This window comes from Micromonospora sp. SD19 (assembly GCF_054462275.1).
Window position 1 is genome coordinate 93,040 of sequence record NZ_JBTLMN010000013.1, and the last position, 17,346, is coordinate 110,385.

Here is a 17,346-nt window from a genome sequence, read left to right on the forward strand (position 1 = left end):
CGCGACGACGGGCCCCGTGAAGTACCGGCTAGTACTCAACGAGGAGGATAGTAATGCAGCGATTCCACCGGCTCGTCGCCGCGATCGCCCTGGCGGCGACCGCGACGACCACCGTGGCCGCCTGCGGCGGTGGTGACAACGGGGACAGCAGCGACGCCAAGGTTCTGAAGCTCTGGCACTACGAGAGCGAGAACAGCGCCATGGGGATCGGCTGGGACCGGGCGATCGAGATCTTCAAGTCCGAGCACCCGGGCGTCGAGGTGCGCTTCGAGCGCAAGGCGTTCGAGCAGATCCAGCAGAACGCTGGCATGATCATCAACTCGTCCGAGGGCCCGGACATCATGGAGTACAACAAGGGCAACGCGACCGCCGGGCTGCTCTCCTCCCAGGGCCTGCTGGCCGACCTGAGCAGCGAGGCCGACAAGCGCGGCTGGGCCGGCAAGCTCAGCCCCAGCCTGCAGACCACCGCCCGGTACAGCGACAAGGGCGTGATGGGCTCCGGCAACTGGTTCGGTGTGCCGAACTACGGCGAGTACGTCACCGTCTACTACAACAAGGACCTGTTCCAGAGCAACGGCGTCAAGGTCCCGACCACCATGGCCGAGATGACCGCCGCGATGGACACCTTCGTCGGCAAGGGGATCACCCCGCTGGGCATGGCCGGCGCCGAGTACCCCGCCGGGCAGCTCTTCTACCAGCTCGCCCTCTCCAAGGCCGACCGGCAGTTCGTCGACAACTACCAGCTCTACAAGAACCCTGTCGACTTCAAGGCCGACCCGCTCAAGTACGGCGCGGAGACCTTCGCCCAGTGGGTGCAGAAGGGCTACGTCGCCAAGAACTCGGCCAGCCTCAAGGCCGAGGACATGGGCACCGCCTTCATCGGCGGCAAGGTTCCGATGATCGTCTCGGGTAGCTGGTGGTACGGCCGGTTCAAGGCCGAGATGAAGGCCAACTGGGACACCTTCCTCTTCCCCGGCAACACCCTTCAGGCCGGCTCCTCCGGCAACCTCTGGGTGGTCCCGGAGAACAGCAAGGCCAAGAGCCTGGCGTACGACTTCATCGACATCACCCTGCGCCCGGAGATCCAGGATCTGATCGGCAACAACGGTGGTGTTCCGGTCGCCGCTGACGCGTCGAAGATCACCGACCCGAAGGACCGCAAGCTGATCGAGGACTTCAACACGGTCAGCAAGTCCGACGGGCTCGCCTTCTACCCGGACTGGCCGGTCCCCGGCTACTACGACGTGCTGGTCTCCGGCTTCCAGGGTCTGATCAACGGCTCGAAGTCGCCCGACCAGGTCCTCGACACGATCGCCAAGCCGTACGCCGATGGCGTCAAGGAGATCACCGGCAAGTGACACGGCGAGCGGCGGGCGTGACCGGCACGACCGGCGCGCCCGCCCGCCCCGCCGGGAAGGATCTTCCATGGCAGTCTCCGAGACGGTCGCCGCCACACCGCCGGCCGCGGCCCCCACTCCGCCCGTGCCCCGCCGCCGACGCCGCGGCCGCAACGCGGCGTACTGGCTCTACCTGCTCCCCGGAGCGGTGCTCTTCCTCCTCGTCATCGGCGCGCCGCTTCTCGGCACCCTCTACCTGTCGCTGACCAAGTGGTCCGGCATCGGCGACCCCCGGTGGGTCGGCCTGGACAACTACCAGCAGTTGCTGCACGACGACGTGTTCTGGGCGTCGTTCCGCAACACCGTCTGGATGCTCGTCGCGATGGTGGTGGTGCCCACCGTGCTCGGTCTGCTGCTGGCCGCGGTGCTCTTCGACGTCATCGGCCGCCGGTTCAAGCCCCGCACCGCCGCCGCGCTGCGGGCCGCGTTCTACCTGCCGCAGGTGCTGCCCGTCGTGGTGGCCGGCATCGTCTGGGGCTGGATCCTGCGCCCCGACGGGGCGTTCAACAGCCTCCTCGACGCGGTCGGTCTCGGCGCGCTCCGCCATGACTGGCTCGGCGACCCGGGCACCGCCCTGCCGGCCGTGATGGCCGTGATGATCTGGGTGCAGATCGGCTACCCCGTCGTCGTGTTCATGGCGGCGTTGCAGCGGGTCGACCCCGAGCTGTACGAGGCGGCCGAGGTCGACGGCGCGAACTGGCTGCACCGGTTCCGGGCGATCACCCTCCCGCAGATCCGGCCGGAGACCTTCGTGGTGGCCCTGACCTGCACCATCGCCGCGTTGAAGGTGTTCGGGCCGATCTTCGCCCTGACCCGGGGCGGCCCGGACAACGCCACGAACGTGCCGTCGTACTTCGCCTACTACACGTTCTTCAAGAAGCTGCAGGTCGGCTACGGCTCGGCGATCTCCATGGTGCTGACCCTGATCATCGTGGTGGTGGCCGGGATCTTCATCTGGATGCAGGCCCGCAGCGAGCGCCGGGACCGGGGGTTCTGACATGGCCGTCATGCTCACACCGAGCACCGCGCCGGTGAAGCCGGCCCGGCCGGTACGCGACCGACACCACCGCGGCGTCAGCCGCTGGGTGGTGCTCGTCCTGGTCCTCCTCGGCGCGCTCGTCATGCTGGTGCCGTTCGCGTTCATGCTGCTCAACGCGTTCAAGTCGCCCGGCGACTACTCGTCGAGCGGGCCGCTGAGCTGGCCGACGGAGTTCTACACCAAGGGTCTGCGCACCTACTGGACCACTGTGAACTTCCCGCTCAAGTTCTGGAACTCGGCGATCATCGCCGGCTCGGTGGCGGTGCTCGGCGTCGCCGTGTCGCTGCTCAACGCGTACGCCCTGGGCATCGGCCGGGTCCGTGGCCGGCTGTGGATCGTCGGTCTCTTCCTGCTGGCGAACATGCTGCCGCAGGAGGCGCTGATCTACCCGCTGTACTACGTGGCGAAGCAGGTCGGCCTCTACAACACCCAGCTCTCGGTGATCATCATCTTCACCGTGATCCAGAGCGCGTTCGGCACCTACCTGCTCGCCTCGGTGATGAGCACGTTCCCGCGCTCGCTGCTGGAGGCCGCCGCGTTGGACGGCGCCGGCAAGTGGACGGTGCTGTGGCGGGTGGTCTTCCCCAACCTGCGGCCCACCCTCGCGGTGCTGCTCATCTTCTTCTTCATCTGGACGTGGAACGAGTTCCTCATCCCGCTGGTCATGCTGATCGACAACCAGACGCAGACCATCCCGGTCGCGCTCGCGTCGTTGCAGGGCGACCGGCTGATGGACGCCCCGACCACCAACGCCGGCGCGCTGATCAGCCTGGTGCCGGCCATCCTCTTCTTCCTCATCTTCCAGCGCACCCTTGCGCGCGGTATCACGGCAGGAGCCGAGAAGTGAAGTTCACCGACGGGTACTGGCAGCTGCGCCCCGGCGTCAGCGTCCTGCGCCCCGGCACCGTGGAGTCGGTCGAGCCGGACGAGCGCGGCTTCACCGTCTTCGCGCCGACCGGTCAGATCACCGGACGCGGCGACACCCTCAACCGTCCCCTGGTCACCGTCCGGTTCTTCTCCCCCGCCCCCGGCGTCATCGGGGTGACGATCGCCCACCACACCGGAGGGCTGCCCCGCGAACCGCACTTCGGGCTGAGCACCGACGAGACGCACCCGGTCACCGTCGACGTCACCGGGCTCAGCGCGACGCTGACCACCGGTGAGCTGACCGCACGGGTCTCGCTCATCGACGGGTGGCGGGTCGACTTCCTGCACGGCGACCGGCTGGTCACCTCGTCCACGGCGCGCAGCATCGGCGTCGTCACCGACGCCGAAGGCCGCCGGCACGTGCACGAACGGCTCGCCCTGGGCGTCGGTGAGACGGTGTACGGGCTGGGCGAGCGCTTCGGCCCGTTCGTCAAGAACGGGCAGACCGTCGACATCTGGAACGCCGACGGCGGCACCGCCAGCGAGCAGGCCTACAAGAACGTGCCGTTCTACCTCAGCAGCGCCGGCTACGGGGTCTTCGTGGACCACCCGGAGCACGTGTCGTTCGAGGTCGGCTCCGAGGTCGTCACGCAGACCCAGTTCAGCGTCGAGGGCCAGTCGCTGACCTACTACGTCATCGACGGGCCCCACCCGAAGGACGTGCTGCGCCGGTACACAGCGCTCACCGGCCGGCCGGCCCGGATCCCCGCGTGGTCGTACGGCCTCTGGCTGTCCACGTCGTTCACCACCTCGTACGACGAGAAGACGGTGACCGAGTTCGTCGACGGGATGGCCGAGCGCGGGCTGCCGCTGTCGGTGTTCCACTTCGACTGCTTCTGGATGCGCCAGTTCCACTGGGTCGACTTCGTCTGGGACCCGGCGACCTTCCCCGACCCGGAGGGGATGCTGCGCCGGCTGCACGAACGCGACCTGAAGGTGTGCGTCTGGATCAACCCGTACATCGCGCAGCGCTCGTACCTCTTCGAGGAGGGCCGCGAGGCCGGTTACCTGGTGCGCAACCCCGACGGCTCGGTCTGGCAGTGGGACAAGTGGCAGGCCGGCATGGCGCTGGTCGACTTCACCAACCCGGACGCGGTCGCCTGGTTCACCGGCAAGCTCAAGGTGCTGCTGGACATGGGCGTCGACTGCTTCAAGACCGACTTCGGTGAGCGCATCCCGACCGACGTGGTGTGGCACGACGGCTCCGACCCGCAGCGGATGCACAACTACTACTCGTACCTCTACAACAAGGCGGTCTTCGAACTGCTGGAGACCGAGCGCGGCAAGGGCGAGGCGGTGCTGTTCGCCCGCTCGGCCACCGCCGGCGGGCAGCAGTTCCCGGTGCACTGGGGCGGCGACTGCGAGTCGACGTTCGTCGCGATGGCCGAGTCGCTGCGCGGCGGGCTGTCCCTGGCGGCGTCCGGCTTCGGCTACTGGAGCCACGACATCGGCGGCTTCGAGGGCACTCCCGACCCGGCGGTGTTCAAGCGGTGGGTGGCCTTCGGGTTGCTCTCCTCGCACTCCCGGCTGCACGGGTCCGGCTCGTACCGGGTGCCGTGGGCCTTCGACGACGAGGCCGTCGACGTGCTGCGGCACTTCACCCAGCTCAAGCTCGGCCTGATGCCGTATCTGGCGGCCGCCGCCGAGGACGCGCACCGCGACGGAACGCCGATGATGCGGCCGATGTTCCTGGAGTTCCCGGACGACCCGGCGACCGCGCACCTGGACCGGCAGTACATGCTCGGCCCGGACGTGCTCGTCGCGCCGGTGCTCAGCGCCGACGGCGACGTCACGTACTACGTACCCGCCGGCACCTGGACGCACCTGGTCACCGGCGCGCAGGTCACCGGCCCGACCTGGGTGACCGAGAAGTACGGCTTCGACAGCCTGCCGGTGCTGGCCCGCCCGGGTGCGGTCATCCCGTTCGGCTCGCGCACCGACCGACCGGACTACGAGTGGGCCGACGACGTGCGGCTGCGGCTGTACGCACCGACCGACGGGCAGCGGGTCCGGGTACGGGTACCGTCACCCGGCGACGGACCGGGCGCCGAGTTCGACGTGCGCTACGAGGGCGGGACGGCCAGTGCCGAACTGGTCGCCGGCACCTCGACGGGCTACATCTGCGAGATCCAGGGGACGGAACGATGACGCGACACCACTTCCCGGAGAGCTTCATCTGGGGCTCGGCGACGGCGGCGTACCAGATCGAGGGTGCGGCGACCGAGGACGGGCGGGGCCCGTCCATCTGGGACACCTACAGCCACACCCCCGGCCGGACCCTCAACGGCGACACCGGGGACGTGGCCGCCGACCACTACCACCGGTGGGCCGACGACCTCGGGCACATCGCCGACCTCGGGCTCAGCGCGTACCGGTTCTCCATCTCCTGGCCCCGGGTGCAGCCGGGCGGTTCGGGCCGGTTCAACCAGGCGGGCATCGACTTCTACTCGCGGCTGGTGGACGGGCTGCTGGAGCGGGGCGTCCGCCCGGTGGCCACCATGTACCACTGGGACCTGCCGCAGGAGCTGGAGGACACCGGCGGGTGGGCGGCACGGGAGACCGCGTTGCGCTTCCAGGAGTACGCGGCGGGCATCGTCGGTGCGCTGGGCGACCGGGTGCACACCTGGACGACGCTGAACGAGCCGTGGTGCTCCGCGTACCTGGGTTACGCCTCCGGGGTGCACGCGCCGGGTCGCACCGAGCCGGCGGCGGCGCTGGCAGCGGTGCACCACCTCAACCTCGCGCACGGCCTGGCCGGCCGGGTGGTCCGGGAGCTGGCCCCGTCCGCCGAGCTGTCGGTGACGCTGAACCTGCACGTCGTCCGGGGTGCCTCCGACTCGGCCGCCGACCAGGACGCGGTCCGGCGGATCGACGCGTTGGCGAACCGGGCGTTCCTCGGCCCGATGCTGGACGGGGCGTACCCGGCCGACCTGCTGACCGACACCGCCTCCGTCACCGACTGGTCGTTCGTCCGCGAGGGTGACGAGAAGCTGATCGCGGTACCGCTGGACGTGCTCGGGGTCAACTACTACTCCAGCACCCTGGTCCGGGCCTGGGACGGGGTGTCGGCCCGCTCCGACGCCGACGGGCACGGCGCGTCGACCTCCACGCCGTGGGTCGCCGCCGACGACGTCGACTTCCTGCCGCAGCCCGGCCCGTACACGGCGATGGGTTGGAACATCGACCCGCCGGCGCTGACCGAGCTGCTGCTGCGCCTGCACCGCGAATACCCGAACCAGCCCATGATGATCACCGAGAACGGCGCGGCGTTCGACGACGTGGTGTCGGCCGACGGCCGCATCCACGACGAGCGGCGGATCAACTACCTGCGTCGGCACATTGGCGCGATGGCCGACGCCCGCGCCCAGGGTGCTGACGTCCGCGGCTACTTCGTCTGGTCGTTGCTGGACAACTTCGAGTGGGGCTACGGCTACGACCGTCGCTTCGGGATCATCCGGGTCGACTACGACACCCAGGTACGCACCTGGAAGGACAGCGCCCACTGGTACCAGCGCCTCGCCGCCACCGGAGAGCTGGACTCGGCGCAGGACTGAAGTACCCCGCCACGCCCGCACCGAGCTTGCGGCCATGTCCTGACGAGCGTGATGCCTGTGAGTCATCTTGATGCCTCACAGGCATCACGCATTCCGGGAAGCGCGACGCAACGCCTACCGTCGGGCTTCCACGGCTGTTGCCGCCTCAGACCCCGACGCGCTGCGGCGGGACGGTGAGGCCGTAGAGATCCATCAGCTCCGGGGTGTCGATCCGGCTGCCGTCGGCGACCGAGTCGCAGGCGATGTCGACAATCTGGTCCTTGTGCGCCAACAGGTACGGCCGGGCGCCCACGTCGGCGCTGGCCAGGGTGGCGATGCCGGGCCAGTGCCGGCGGCCGAACAACATCGGATAGCCGCGCAACCCGTCGTAGGTGGCGCAGACCAGCACGTCCGGGTACGGCAGCGCGGCCACCCGCCGGACCGCCGTCGCGGTCAGGCCCGGCATGTCGACCGGGACCACCACCACCGCCTCGATCCCGTCGTCGTCCATCGCGGCCAGACCGGCCCGGATGGACGAGCCGACTCCGGTGCCCCACGCCTTGTTGATCACAACGGTGGCCTTGCCCAGGTCAGCGGTCTCCTGGACCTGGTCGGCGGCGGCACCCAGGACGACCACGATCCGCTCGCAGCCCGCCTCGGTCATCGTGTCGATCATCTGATTGACCAGGGGCTTTCCCCCCTGGTGCAGCAGCGCCTCGGGACCACCGATCCGTCGTCCTCCGCCTGCGGCGATGATCATTCCTGCGATCCGGTTCAGCTGCGCCCCCTCCAGCACGGAACGGACCGTGACAGATCCGTCCCCTCCTACGGACACTGCAACGAGGACGGCCAGCCGAGGGTGGCGGGGCGAAAAGGAGAAATAGCACAACCGTTACACGCCCGGCATCTCCCGACGCAGCGGACGGTGCCGGTCGTCGAGGGCGCGGCGGTCGCCCGACGGCGCGGACCTGGCCGGTGTCCCGACGGTCGGCGTACGCTCGCGGGTCAGGCGGCGTCGGCGTAGCAGTCGACGATGGACAGATCCAGCGGAAACCGGACCGGCGTCGCACCGAAGAGCAGCGCCGAGGCCCGCTCGCCGCAGCGGCTGACAGCCTCGGCGACCGCGTCGGCCTGGCCCGCCGGCGCGTGCACGACCACCTCGTCATGCTGGAAGAACACCAACTCGGCGTCGGTGCCGGACAACTCCGTACGCAGCGTCGCCAGCAACGTCGAGGCCCACTCCGCGGCGGTGGCCTGAATGACGAAGTTGCGGGTGAAACGCCCCCGCGACCGCGCGGCACGCGCCCGTGGACTCTGCGGATCGGCAGGCCCCTCCGGATCGGCGGTCTCGTCGCCCAGCTCACCGAACCCGGCCGAGCCGGGCGGGCACGTCCGCCCCAGCCACGACCGCACCAACCCACCTGTCTCACCGGTGCGCGCCGCCGCCTCGACGTAACCGAACGCCGTCGGGTAACTGCGCTTCAGCACCGCCAACGCGGGCACCGCGGCCCCGCCGGTCTGCCCGTACATGGCACCGAGCAGGGCCACCTTGGCCTTCGCCCGGTCGCCACCGAACGAATCCCGGGCCAACGCGGCGTAGAGGTCGCCGGCACCGCCCGCCGCCGCCAACCGCGCGTCGCCGGAGACCGCTGCCAGCACCCGGGGCTCCAACTGGCCGGCGTCGGCGACCACCAACCGCCAACCCGGATCGGCCACCACCGCCCGCCGGATCACCTTGGGGATCTGCAACGCGCCACCACCCCGGGTGGCCCACCGGCCGGAGACGACACCACCCGGCACGTACTCCGGTTGGAACCGGCCGCCCCGCACCCACTGGTCGAGCCAGGCCCAGCCGTGCGCCGTCCAGATCCGGTAGAGCTCCTTGTATTCCAGCACCAGCGGCACCGCCGGATGGTCCACCCCGCGCAGCACCCAGGCCCGGGTGTTGGGCAGCTCCACCCCGGCCCGGGCGAACGCCTTCAGCAGCTCGGCCGGCGAGTCGGCGTGCAGGCCGCGTACGCCGAGGGCGTCGGCGATCCGGGCGGCCAGCTCGGCAAGTCGACGGGGCGGCCCGCCGACCGGGGACGCCTCACCGAGCAGCTCGTGCAGGATCTCGTTGTGCACGTCGGCACGCCACGGCAGCCCGGCGACGCCCATCTCCGTGGCGACCAGCGCGCCGGCCGACTCGGCGGCCACCAGCAACCGGAACCGGCCGGGGTGCTCGGTCCCGGCGACCCGGGCGAGCTGGTCCGCGTACACCCGGGTCAGTGCCTCGATGCCCGGCCCCGGCGGACCGGGCAGGGTGTCGAAGAGCGCGCCCTGCCCGTGCCCGGGTGGTGCGGCGGCGCGCGGCGGCGGGTCGGGCGGCACCGCCGCGCCGGTCAGCCGGGCCCAGGCGGCGGCCAGCGAGCGGGGCTCGCCCCAGCGGCCCGCGTGGCCGAGCAGCAACGCCTCGGTCAACTCCACGTCGTGACACCGGTCGACCCGGACGCCGGCGCGCAGCAGCGGCGGATAGACCGCCGAGGCGGTCGCCCAGACCCAGCGGGGGCGCTCTGCGGCCTCGCGCGCGGCGACCGCGGCGACCAGATCGGTGACGGTCTCCGCCGGGCCGCACGGCTGGCCGGTGGCGTCCAGCGGGCACAGCACTCCCCCGCCGCGTTCGTCGGACACCACCGCCACCAGCACGAACGTGATTCTGCCTCTATCGTCCGACAGAAACGGAGGCGCACCTCACCGGATTCGGGTCGGTGCGGTGTCGGAGCCGGTCGGTAGCGTGATCAGGTGCCTCCGCAGATCCCGCATCCCGATCCTGGCACCCCCGACACCCGTGGTCCGATGCGCTACCTGTGGTGGCTGGTCCGCTGCCAACCCTGGCGGGTGCTGCGTGGCAGCCTGCTCGGCACGGCCTGGATGATCGGGCTCTCGGCCCGGCCCTATCTGATCGCCCGGGCCGTCGACGACGGGCTGCGCACCGGCGACACCCGCGCGCTGGCGCTCTGGGTCGCGGCGATCGTGGTCGCCGGCGTGGGCCTGTCCTACCTGGGCATCATGCGGCACCGCACGATGACCTTCATCCGGGAGGACGCCAAGGCCCGCTCGGCGGAGGTCCTGCTGCGCCACCTGTCCCGGATCGGCGCGGTGCTGCCCCGCCGGGTGGGCGCGGGCGAGGTGTCCACCATCGGCGGCTCCGACATCGACTGGACGGCGCAGGTGCTGACGCTGACCGGGCCGGGCGTCGGCGCGGTCGTCGCGTACGGGGTGATCGCCGTGGTGCTCTGGTCGATCTCCCCGATGCTCGCGTTCTGCGTGCTGGTGGGGGTGCCGGTGGTCGGTCTGGTCGTGGGGCCGCTGCTGCGTCGCCTGGAGCGGGCCGAATCGGTCTACCGGCGGCAACAGGGCGCGCTCACGGCCCGGTCCGGTGACATCGTGGCCGGGCTGCGGGTGCTCGCCGGGGTCGGTGGTCGGGACCTGTTCGCCCGACGGTACGCGGCCCGGTCCCAGGAGCTGCGCGCCGAGGGCTACCGGGTCGGCGCGGTCAACAGCTGGATCGACGCGGCGACGGTCGCCATCCCCGGGTTGTTCCTGGCGGCGGTGGTGTGGCTGACCGCCCGGATGGCGGTGACCGGTGACGTCACGATCGGCGAGCTGGTCGCCGTCTACGGCTACGTGGCGACCCTGATCGTGCCGGTCTGGTTTCTGTTGGAGGGCAGTCACCAGCTGATCCGGGGTCGGGTCGCCGCCCGGCGCATCGCCGACCTGCTCAACGTGACACCTGACGACGTCGGTGGACCTGGTCGCCGCTGGCCCGATTCCACGCCCGAGGCACGCCGGCCCGAGGCACGCCGGCCCGGCTCCGTGCCCGAGGCACGTCGGCCACCTGGCCCGGCCGCGCCGGACGGCCCGGCCGACCTGCACGACCCGGTGACCGGGCTGACAGTGCGCGCCGGGTCGCTGACCGGCGTGGCGGTGGACGACCCGGCGACGGCCGTGGCGTTGGCCGACCGGCTCGGCCGGTACGTGGTCAGCGGTGTCACCTGGGGCGGTGTGCCGCTGCGCGACGTGGCCCTGGACGAGGTCCGCGCCCGGATCCTCGTCGCCGACCACGACTCGTACCTGTTCGCCGGCACGCTGCGCGACATCCTTGGCGCCGGGGCCGACGACGATGACGAGCGGATCGGCGCGGCCCTGCGAACCGCCTCCGCGCAGGACGTCGTCGACGCCCTGCGCGCCGGGCTGGACACCCCGATCGACGCCCGCGCCCGGACGCTCTCCGGCGGCCAGCGCCAACGGCTGCGCCTGGCCCGGGCGCTGCACCGCGAACCGGAGGTGCTGATCCTCATCGACCCGACGTCGGCGGTGGACGCGCACACCGAGGCGCGGATCGCCGAGCGGCTGCGGACCGCCCGGGCCGGGCGGACCACCGTGCTGATCGCCACGTCACCGCTGCTGCTCGGCCGGGCCGACCTGGTCGCGCATGTGAGCGCCGGCCGGGTCACCGGCACCGGCAGCCACACCGACCTGTTCGACAGCGACCCGGCCTACCGGCACCTGGTGGCCCGGGGCAGCGAGGAGGCGTACCGGTGAGCCGCCTGCCGGTGGCCGACCGCGCCACCGTACGCCGGGCCCTGCGCGACATGATCAGCCGACACCGGCGCGCCGTCGGGGTGGTGCTGGCGCTGCACAGCGCCGCCGCGGTCGCCGGGCTCGCCCCGCCGTGGCTGCTGGGCACCATCGTCGACCGGGTCGCCGCGGGCGCGGGCGTGGCCACTGTGGACCGGCTGGCACTGGCCATCGCCGGCTGTGTCCTGGTCAGTGCCCTGCTCTCCCGATACGCCCAGTATGCCGGCCACCGCTTCGGCGAACGGGCCGTCGCCGAACTGCGCGAGCAGTTCGTCTCCCGGACTCTCGGGCTGCCGGTCTCGGTCGTCGAGCGCGCCGGCTCTGGTGACCTGGCCACCCGCAGCTCCGTCGACGTGTCGACGGTCGGCAGCACGGTGCGCGACGTGGTGCCCACCATCGTCATCGCCACCGTGCAGCTGACGTTGCTGTTCGGTGCGGTCTTCCTGCTGCACCCGCTGCTCGGGCTGGCCGCGCTGGCCGGGCTCCCGTCGATCGTGGCGGTGACCCGTTGGTATCTGCGCCGGGCCAGCTCCGCGTACCTCACCGAGGGCGCGGCGGCCGCCGAGCTGACCGAGACGCTGACCACCACCGCCGAGGGCGCCCGCACGGTGGAGGCGCTGCGGCTGGCCGACGAGCGGGTCCGCCACGGCACCACCCGCGTCACGCTGGTGTGGCGGGCCCGTCGGGCGACCCTCGCGCTGCGTACCGTGTTCTTCTCGGTCGTCGAGGCCAGCTACCCGCTGCCGGTCGCCATGGTCCTGCTCGTCGGGGGCTACCTGCTGGCCCGGGACATGGTGTCGCTCGGCGCGGTGGTCGCCGCCGCGCTCTACCTGCAACAGGCGATCGACCCGTTGGACCGCCTGTTGCAGTGGACCGAGCAGGCGCAACGCGGCTTCGCGTCGTACGCCCGGGTGCTCGGTGTCGGCATGGTTCCGCCGGAACCACCCGGCACGACGGCCTCGTCCCCAGGTGAGCGGCTCGTCGTGCGGGGGGCACGGTTCTCCTACTCCGACGGGCCGGACGTGCTGCACGGCATCGACCTGGAGGTGCAGCCCGGCGAGCGGCTGGCCGTCGTCGGCCCGTCCGGCGCCGGCAAGTCCACACTGGCCCGGCTGCTGGCCGGGATCGACGCGCCACGGCAGGGTGTCGTCAGCATCGGCGGCTGCCCGGTCACCGACCTCGACCCGGCCGAGCGCCGCCGCCGGATCGCCCTGGTCACCCAGGAGCACCACGTCTTCATCGGTTCGGTACGCGACAACCTCTCGTTCGCCGCGCCCGACGCCTCCGACGACCAGATGCGCGCCGCGCTCGCCACGGTCGGCGCCGACTGGTTCGCCGCGCTCCCCGACGACCTGGACACCCCGCTCGGCGACGGGGCCCGTCAGCTCGGTGCGGCCGAGGCCCAGCAGCTCGCGCTGGCCCGGTTGGTGCTCGCCGACCCGCACACGCTGATCCTGGACGAGGCGACAGCGGCGCTCGACCCGTCCACTGCCCGACGGACCGAGCGCGCGCTGGCCGCGGTGCTCTCCGGACGGACCGTCATCGCGATCGCGCACCGGCTCAACACCGCGCACGACGCCGACCGGGTCGCCGTGCTCGCGGACGGCCGGATCACCGAGATCGGCAGCCATGACGAGCTGGTGGCGGCCGGTGGCGCGTACGCGGCCCTGTGGCGCTCCTGGCACACCCGCGTCGACGAGCGGTGAGACGCCCTACTTCACCGCACCGGAGGTGAGGCCGGCCTGGATCTGCCGCTGGAACAGCGCGTACACGAGGATCATCGGGAGGATGGCGATGGTCAGCGCGGCGAACAACCCGGACCAGTCCGCCTCGTAGCCGGCGTTGACCGAGATGTCGGCGATGCCCTGGGTGAGCACCCACTTGTCCTTGGCGTTGGAGAGCAGCACCAACGGGAGCTGGTACTGCGCCCACTGACCGATGATGTTGAAGATCGCGACGCTGATCAGGCCCGGCTTCGCCATCGGCATCATCACCTGGAAGAACAGTCGGCTGTGCCCACAGCCGTCGATCATCCCCGCCTCGGCCACCGACGACGGCAGCGTCTTGAAGAACGCCGCCAGGAAGAACACGGTGAACGGCAACGAGTACGCGGTGTAGACCAGCACCACGCCGGTGTGGGTGTCCAGCAGACCCAGGTTTTTCACCACGAAGAAGAGCGGCACCAGAGCCAGGAAGACCGGGAAGGCCAACCCCGAGACGAAGAGGAAGTAGACCGCCCGGTTGCCCCAGAACTTGTAGCGGGCCAGCACGTACGCGGCCATCGAGCCGAGCAGCATGGTGAGGAAGGTGCTGCACGACACCACGATCACGCTGTTCAGGAAGTACCGCCCGACGTGCGCCTTGGTCCAGGCCCGGGAGAAGTTCTCCCAGCGCAGCTCCGCCGGGAGCGTCCACGGGCTGCTGAAGATCTCGCTGGTGTTCTTGAACGCGGCGAGGAAGGTCCAGAGGATCGGCACGATCACGATCACCGCCCAGACGGCGAGCGCGACGTGCCCCAGGCTGGCAAAGAACCGTACCTCCGAGCGGGGGCCCTTACGCCCCGGCCCGGCGGGGGCGGACGGGTCACCGGTCTTCGGCGGCAGCGCCGCCGGGGGCGGCAGCGTCGACTGCGGATTCATCAGTACTCCACGCTTTCCCGCTTGGTGAGCCGCAGCGTCAGCGCCGCGAACGTGAGGGTGAGGAAGAACAACGCCACGCCCATCGCCGAGGCGTAGCCGTACTTCGAGTAGACGAACGCGTTGCGGTAGATCTCCATGGCCAGCACTGTGGTGGCGCCGTCCGGGCCGCCACCGTCCACCGAGAGCACCGCCACGATGGCGAACGCGTCGAACGCCGCGATCCCGAGGTAGACCCAGGCCACCTGGAGGGTGTCCCACAGCAGCGGCAGGGTGACCCGGAAGAACAGGGTCACCTTCGACGCCCCGTCCATCTCGGCGGCCTCGTAGATCTCACCGGGAATGGAGGCCATCCCCGCCGAGAAGAGCACCACGTAGAAGCCGACCGCCTGCCAGACCAGCACCGCGATGATCGACCAGAGGGCCAGGTTCGGCTTCACCAGGAAGAGGATCGGCTCCAGGCCGAACTTCATCAGTACGCCGTTGATCAGACCGGACTCGTTCGGCCGGTACACCATCTGGAACAACACCGCGATGATGGCCACCGCCAGGACCTGGGGGAAGAAGAACACCACCCGGTAGAACTTCGCCCCCCAGACCCCCTGGCGTTGACCACCGCTGCTCTTGCCGCCCACGTTGAGCAGGAAGGCGAAGAACAGGGCGATGGCGATAGTGATCAGCGGCAGGGCAAGCAGCAGTACGCCGTGGTGCTGGACCGCCTTCCAGAAGGCCCCGTCGTCGAGCAACCTCCGGTAGTTGTCGAAGCCCACCCACTGCGGGGCGGAGAGCCCCCGCCAGTTGGTCATCGAGATCTGGAACGCCTGCGCGTACGGCCAGATCACGAATGTCACGTACAGCGCGACCGGGGCGAACAGGAACCCGATCACGAATGGATACTTGCCGTGCCGCATGACCCTAGCTCCGATCGATCAGCGCTTGAACTTGGCGACGGAGCTGTCCTTCTTGATCGCGTCGGCACGCTTCTGGATCCGCTCCACGAAGGCGTCCGCGTTGATCCGGCCGAACATCAGCTCGTTGGTGGCGGTCCGCGCCTCCGTGTCGAGCTCCTTGTACCAGCCGTCGAAGTACAGGTTGAACACGTCCTGACCGGCCGCCTTGAGCGCGGCCTGCGAGCTGGCCACGCCGGGCGGGAAGGCGAAGCCCTCCGAACCGGCGGGGACCACGGTCGGGGCCTTGACGACCTCGGTGAAGCCCTTCGCGCCCTCCTTGGACAGCATCTGGCGCATGTACTCCAGGCCACCCTTGGGGTTCTTGCTCTTCGCCGAGACGAAGTAGCCCTCACCGGCGGTGGCCCGCAGCGCGGTGGCCGGCAGCTTGTCCGAGGCGGACATGCTCGGCACCGGCATGAGCTGGTAGTCGAAGCCGGCCGGCGTGTCCTTCTTCTGCTCGCCCTCCAGCCAGTCACCGCTCGGGTAGAGGGCCACCTTGTACTGGTTCTGCCGCAGCTGCACGTCGGTGTGCTTGAGGCCCTCGAAGCTCTTGTCGCTGAACTTCGCGCCGACCTCGGCCCACGCGGTGGCCGCCTGCTTCACGGCGTCCTGCTGCCAGGCGCCGTCCTCCAGGTTGTCGATGTTCTTCAGCACGTCCACGCCGCCGATCTTGGCGGCGTGGGTGAGGATCACGTTCCACTGGTAGTAGGCCGCGTTCGCACCGGCGTAGCCGTACGGGGTGATGCCCTTGGCCTTGATGGCCGTGAGCAGGGCGATGAACTCTTCCCAGTTCTTCGCCGGCGCCCAGCCGTTGTCCTTGAACAGCTTGCCCGAGTACCAGATGCCGAAGACCGTGGAGACGTAGTACAGGACGTACGGCTTGCCGTTGAACGAGCCCGCCTCGATGGTGCCGGGCACCACCGTGTCGCGGACCTTCTTCGCCGGGTCGTCGACCGACGGCGCGTCCCACAGCTCGGTGAGGTCCTGGAGCTGACCGTCGGCCACGAGCGCGCCGAAGTCCATCAGCTTCTCGCCCGAGTTGTTCACGAACTCCGGCGGGTTACCGGAGGCGAACCGCGGCTGGAGCACGGTGGAGACGGCCTGGGTGGCCTGGTGCTTGACCTCCGCCTTGGGGAACGCCTTCTTGTACAGCGGCTCGTGCACGTCGGTGGCGTACTTCTCGCCGTAGCCACCGTTGAAGATGACCACCTCGATCGCGGCGTCCTCCTTGACGCCCAGCGGGTTCTTCTCGCTCTTCGTGCCGCCGGCGACCTGCTCGTTGTCGCCGTCGTTGCTGCTGGTGGCGCAGGCACCGAGCAGGCCGATGGCCGGAGTGGCGAGCATGCCCACGGCGGCGGCGCGACGCAGCACCGTGCGACGGTCGAGTGCGGCCGGGTGTTCGGGGGTAATCGACATCGTCGTCTCTCCTTGTGGAATTCGGGTCATGCGGTACGCCGGAGACGTCCGGCGTACCGCGACTCGAGGGCGAGGTTGTGCTCGTCCCCTCCGGGGACGTTGGCGGAGAGGTAGATAGGGGGTACCTCTCCGGCCTGGTGGAACCGTCGTACGACCTCCGCGGTCAGCAGCTGCGCCAGCAGCGCCGTGGTGACCGAGGAGACCGCACAGACCGCGCCGCCGCCCTCGAGCGGCAGCAGTGCATCGCCGTACGGCGCGCCGTTGTCCAGCACGACGTCGGCGAGGTCGGCGAGCCGATGCCCGGACGGGTGCCGTGGCGCCACCCGTGCGGTGTGCTCGACCGAGGTGACCGCGATCAACGGGTGACCGCGCTCGGTGACCAGCGCCGCCAGCTCGACCACCGAGCCGTTGATGCCGGACTGGGACGCCACCACGAACACGTCGCGCGGCTGGGGCGCCGCGAGCGCGTAGATCTGGTGGGCGATGGAGGGGTCACGTTCCAGTTTGGGGTCGGCGAGCACGTCGCGCGGGGCGTCACCGTGCATCACGAGGTCCCGTACCGAGAGCCGGTTGGTGGGGACCAACCCGCCGGCCCGGGCGACCAGTTCGGCGGCGAACGCCTCCGAGTGCCCGGCGCCGAACGCCTGGAGCACGCCGCCGTCGCGCAGGCTGGTGGCGATCAGGTCGGCGGCCCGGGTGATCCCGTCGGCCTCCGAGTCGAGTAGCCGGTCGAGCACCGGGCGGACGGCGTCCGCGTACCCCTGGGCGCTGATCATGAGTCGGCTCCCTCGGATGTTGTCGGGAAACCTCGTGTCGGCTGCGGCGGGT

Annotated in this window: 13 protein-coding genes; 7 read left to right on the forward strand and 6 right to left on the reverse strand. The window is 70.5% G+C overall.

The window, feature by feature from the left end:
* The first annotated feature begins 53 nt into the window (after nt 1-53).
* The 5 genes from ACX27O_RS30215 (at nt 54) to ACX27O_RS30235 (ending at nt 6,917) form a co-directional block, all read left to right on the forward strand.
* Nucleotides 54-1,358, forward strand: a complete 1,305-nt coding sequence (locus ACX27O_RS30215) for an ABC transporter substrate-binding protein (RefSeq protein ID WP_030337788.1) — start codon at nt 54-56, stop codon at nt 1,356-1,358.
* 67 nt (nt 1,359-1,425) lie between these two features.
* Entirely contained in the window at nt 1,426-2,394 is a 969-nt protein-coding gene (locus ACX27O_RS30220) for a carbohydrate ABC transporter permease (RefSeq protein WP_358129231.1), read from the forward strand.
* Between the two features lies 1 nt (nt 2,395).
* Complete coding sequence (locus tag ACX27O_RS30225; RefSeq protein ID WP_210857897.1) at nt 2,396-3,283, forward strand: carbohydrate ABC transporter permease; 888 nt, start codon at nt 2,396-2,398, stop codon at nt 3,281-3,283.
* Nucleotides 3,280-5,511 (forward strand): alpha-xylosidase, encoded by a 2,232-nt coding sequence (gene yicI, locus ACX27O_RS30230; protein WP_210857896.1) that lies wholly within the window; start codon nt 3,280-3,282, stop codon nt 5,509-5,511. Before ACX27O_RS30225 ends, yicI begins: the two co-directional genes overlap by 4 nt.
* Nucleotides 5,508-6,917, forward strand: a complete 1,410-nt coding sequence (locus ACX27O_RS30235; RefSeq protein ID WP_210857895.1) for a GH1 family beta-glucosidase — start codon at nt 5,508-5,510, stop codon at nt 6,915-6,917. Before yicI ends, ACX27O_RS30235 begins: the two co-directional genes overlap by 4 nt.
* Before the next feature lie 145 nt (nt 6,918-7,062).
* On the opposite strand, the gene ACX27O_RS30240 is transcribed toward ACX27O_RS30235, so the two are convergent.
* Together ACX27O_RS30240 and ACX27O_RS30245 are read right to left on the reverse strand one after the other, a co-directional pair.
* Nucleotides 7,063-7,656 carry a nucleotidyltransferase family protein gene (locus ACX27O_RS30240; RefSeq protein ID WP_030337783.1) on the reverse strand — a complete coding sequence of 198 codons (594 nt, stop codon included), beginning with the start codon at nt 7,654-7,656 and terminating at the stop codon, nt 7,063-7,065.
* A gap of 245 nt (nt 7,657-7,901) precedes the next feature.
* Complete coding sequence (locus tag ACX27O_RS30245; protein ID WP_435817723.1) at nt 7,902-9,581, reverse strand: bifunctional 3'-5' exonuclease/DNA polymerase; 1,680 nt, start codon at nt 9,579-9,581, stop codon at nt 7,902-7,904.
* Nucleotides 9,582-9,731: 150 nt separating this feature from the next.
* Here ACX27O_RS30245 and ACX27O_RS30250 point away from each other — a divergent pair, with 150 nt between their 5' ends.
* Together ACX27O_RS30250 and ACX27O_RS30255 are read left to right on the forward strand one after the other, a co-directional pair.
* The gene (locus ACX27O_RS30250; protein WP_458940484.1) at nt 9,732-11,480 is read left to right on the forward strand and encodes an ABC transporter ATP-binding protein; all 1,749 of its coding nucleotides are present in this window, start codon (nt 9,732-9,734) and stop codon (nt 11,478-11,480) included.
* Nucleotides 11,481-11,530: 50 nt separating this feature from the next.
* Complete coding sequence (locus ACX27O_RS30255; protein WP_245233777.1) at nt 11,531-13,222, forward strand: ABC transporter ATP-binding protein; 1,692 nt, start codon at nt 11,531-11,533, stop codon at nt 13,220-13,222.
* Between the two features lie 6 nt (nt 13,223-13,228).
* Here ACX27O_RS30255 and ACX27O_RS30260 read toward each other — a convergent pair whose 3' ends face one another.
* From ACX27O_RS30260 to ACX27O_RS30275, 4 genes are read right to left on the reverse strand one after another with little or no spacing between them, the layout of a single operon-like run.
* Nucleotides 13,229-14,155, reverse strand: coding sequence for a carbohydrate ABC transporter permease (locus tag ACX27O_RS30260; RefSeq protein WP_030337779.1), 927 nt, complete (start codon nt 14,153-14,155; stop codon nt 13,229-13,231).
* Complete coding sequence (locus tag ACX27O_RS30265) at nt 14,155-15,063, reverse strand: carbohydrate ABC transporter permease (protein ID WP_030337778.1); 909 nt, start codon at nt 15,061-15,063, stop codon at nt 14,155-14,157. The genes ACX27O_RS30260 and ACX27O_RS30265 overlap by 1 nt, the downstream gene beginning before the upstream one ends.
* Before the next feature lie 18 nt (nt 15,064-15,081).
* The gene (gene ngcE / locus ACX27O_RS30270) at nt 15,082-16,518 is read right to left on the reverse strand and encodes an N-acetylglucosamine/diacetylchitobiose ABC transporter substrate-binding protein (protein WP_210857892.1); all 1,437 of its coding nucleotides are present in this window, start codon (nt 16,516-16,518) and stop codon (nt 15,082-15,084) included.
* Between the two features lie 26 nt (nt 16,519-16,544).
* Entirely contained in the window at nt 16,545-17,294 is a 750-nt protein-coding gene (locus ACX27O_RS30275) for a sugar isomerase domain-containing protein (RefSeq protein ID WP_030337776.1), read from the reverse strand.
* Nucleotides 17,295-17,346 lie beyond the last annotated feature (52 nt).

Bases quoted from the DNA above. Each gene is read 5' to 3' on its own strand.
- ACX27O_RS30215 (WP_030337788.1), top strand. From the start codon at position 54: ATGCAGCGATTCCACCGGCTCGTCGCCGCGATCGCCCTGGCGGCGACC.
- ACX27O_RS30250 (WP_458940484.1), top strand. From the start codon at position 9,732: ATGCGCTACCTGTGGTGGCTGGTCCGCTGCCAACCCTGGCGGGTGCTG.
- ACX27O_RS30225 (WP_210857897.1), top strand. From the start codon at position 2,396: ATGGCCGTCATGCTCACACCGAGCACCGCGCCGGTGAAGCCGGCCCGG.
- ACX27O_RS30240 (WP_030337783.1), bottom strand. From the start codon at position 7,656: ATGATCATCGCCGCAGGCGGAGGACGACGGATCGGTGGTCCCGAGGCG.
- ACX27O_RS30260 (WP_030337779.1), bottom strand. From the start codon at position 14,155: ATGAATCCGCAGTCGACGCTGCCGCCCCCGGCGGCGCTGCCGCCGAAG.
- ACX27O_RS30275 (WP_030337776.1), bottom strand. From the start codon at position 17,294: ATGATCAGCGCCCAGGGGTACGCGGACGCCGTCCGCCCGGTGCTCGAC.
- ACX27O_RS30265 (WP_030337778.1), bottom strand. From the start codon at position 15,063: ATGCGGCACGGCAAGTATCCATTCGTGATCGGGTTCCTGTTCGCCCCG.
- ACX27O_RS30220 (WP_358129231.1), top strand. From the start codon at position 1,426: ATGGCAGTCTCCGAGACGGTCGCCGCCACACCGCCGGCCGCGGCCCCC.
- ACX27O_RS30255 (WP_245233777.1), top strand. From the start codon at position 11,531: ATGATCAGCCGACACCGGCGCGCCGTCGGGGTGGTGCTGGCGCTGCAC.
- ACX27O_RS30235 (WP_210857895.1), top strand. From the start codon at position 5,508: ATGACGCGACACCACTTCCCGGAGAGCTTCATCTGGGGCTCGGCGACG.
- ngcE (WP_210857892.1), bottom strand. From the start codon at position 16,518: ATGTCGATTACCCCCGAACACCCGGCCGCACTCGACCGTCGCACGGTG.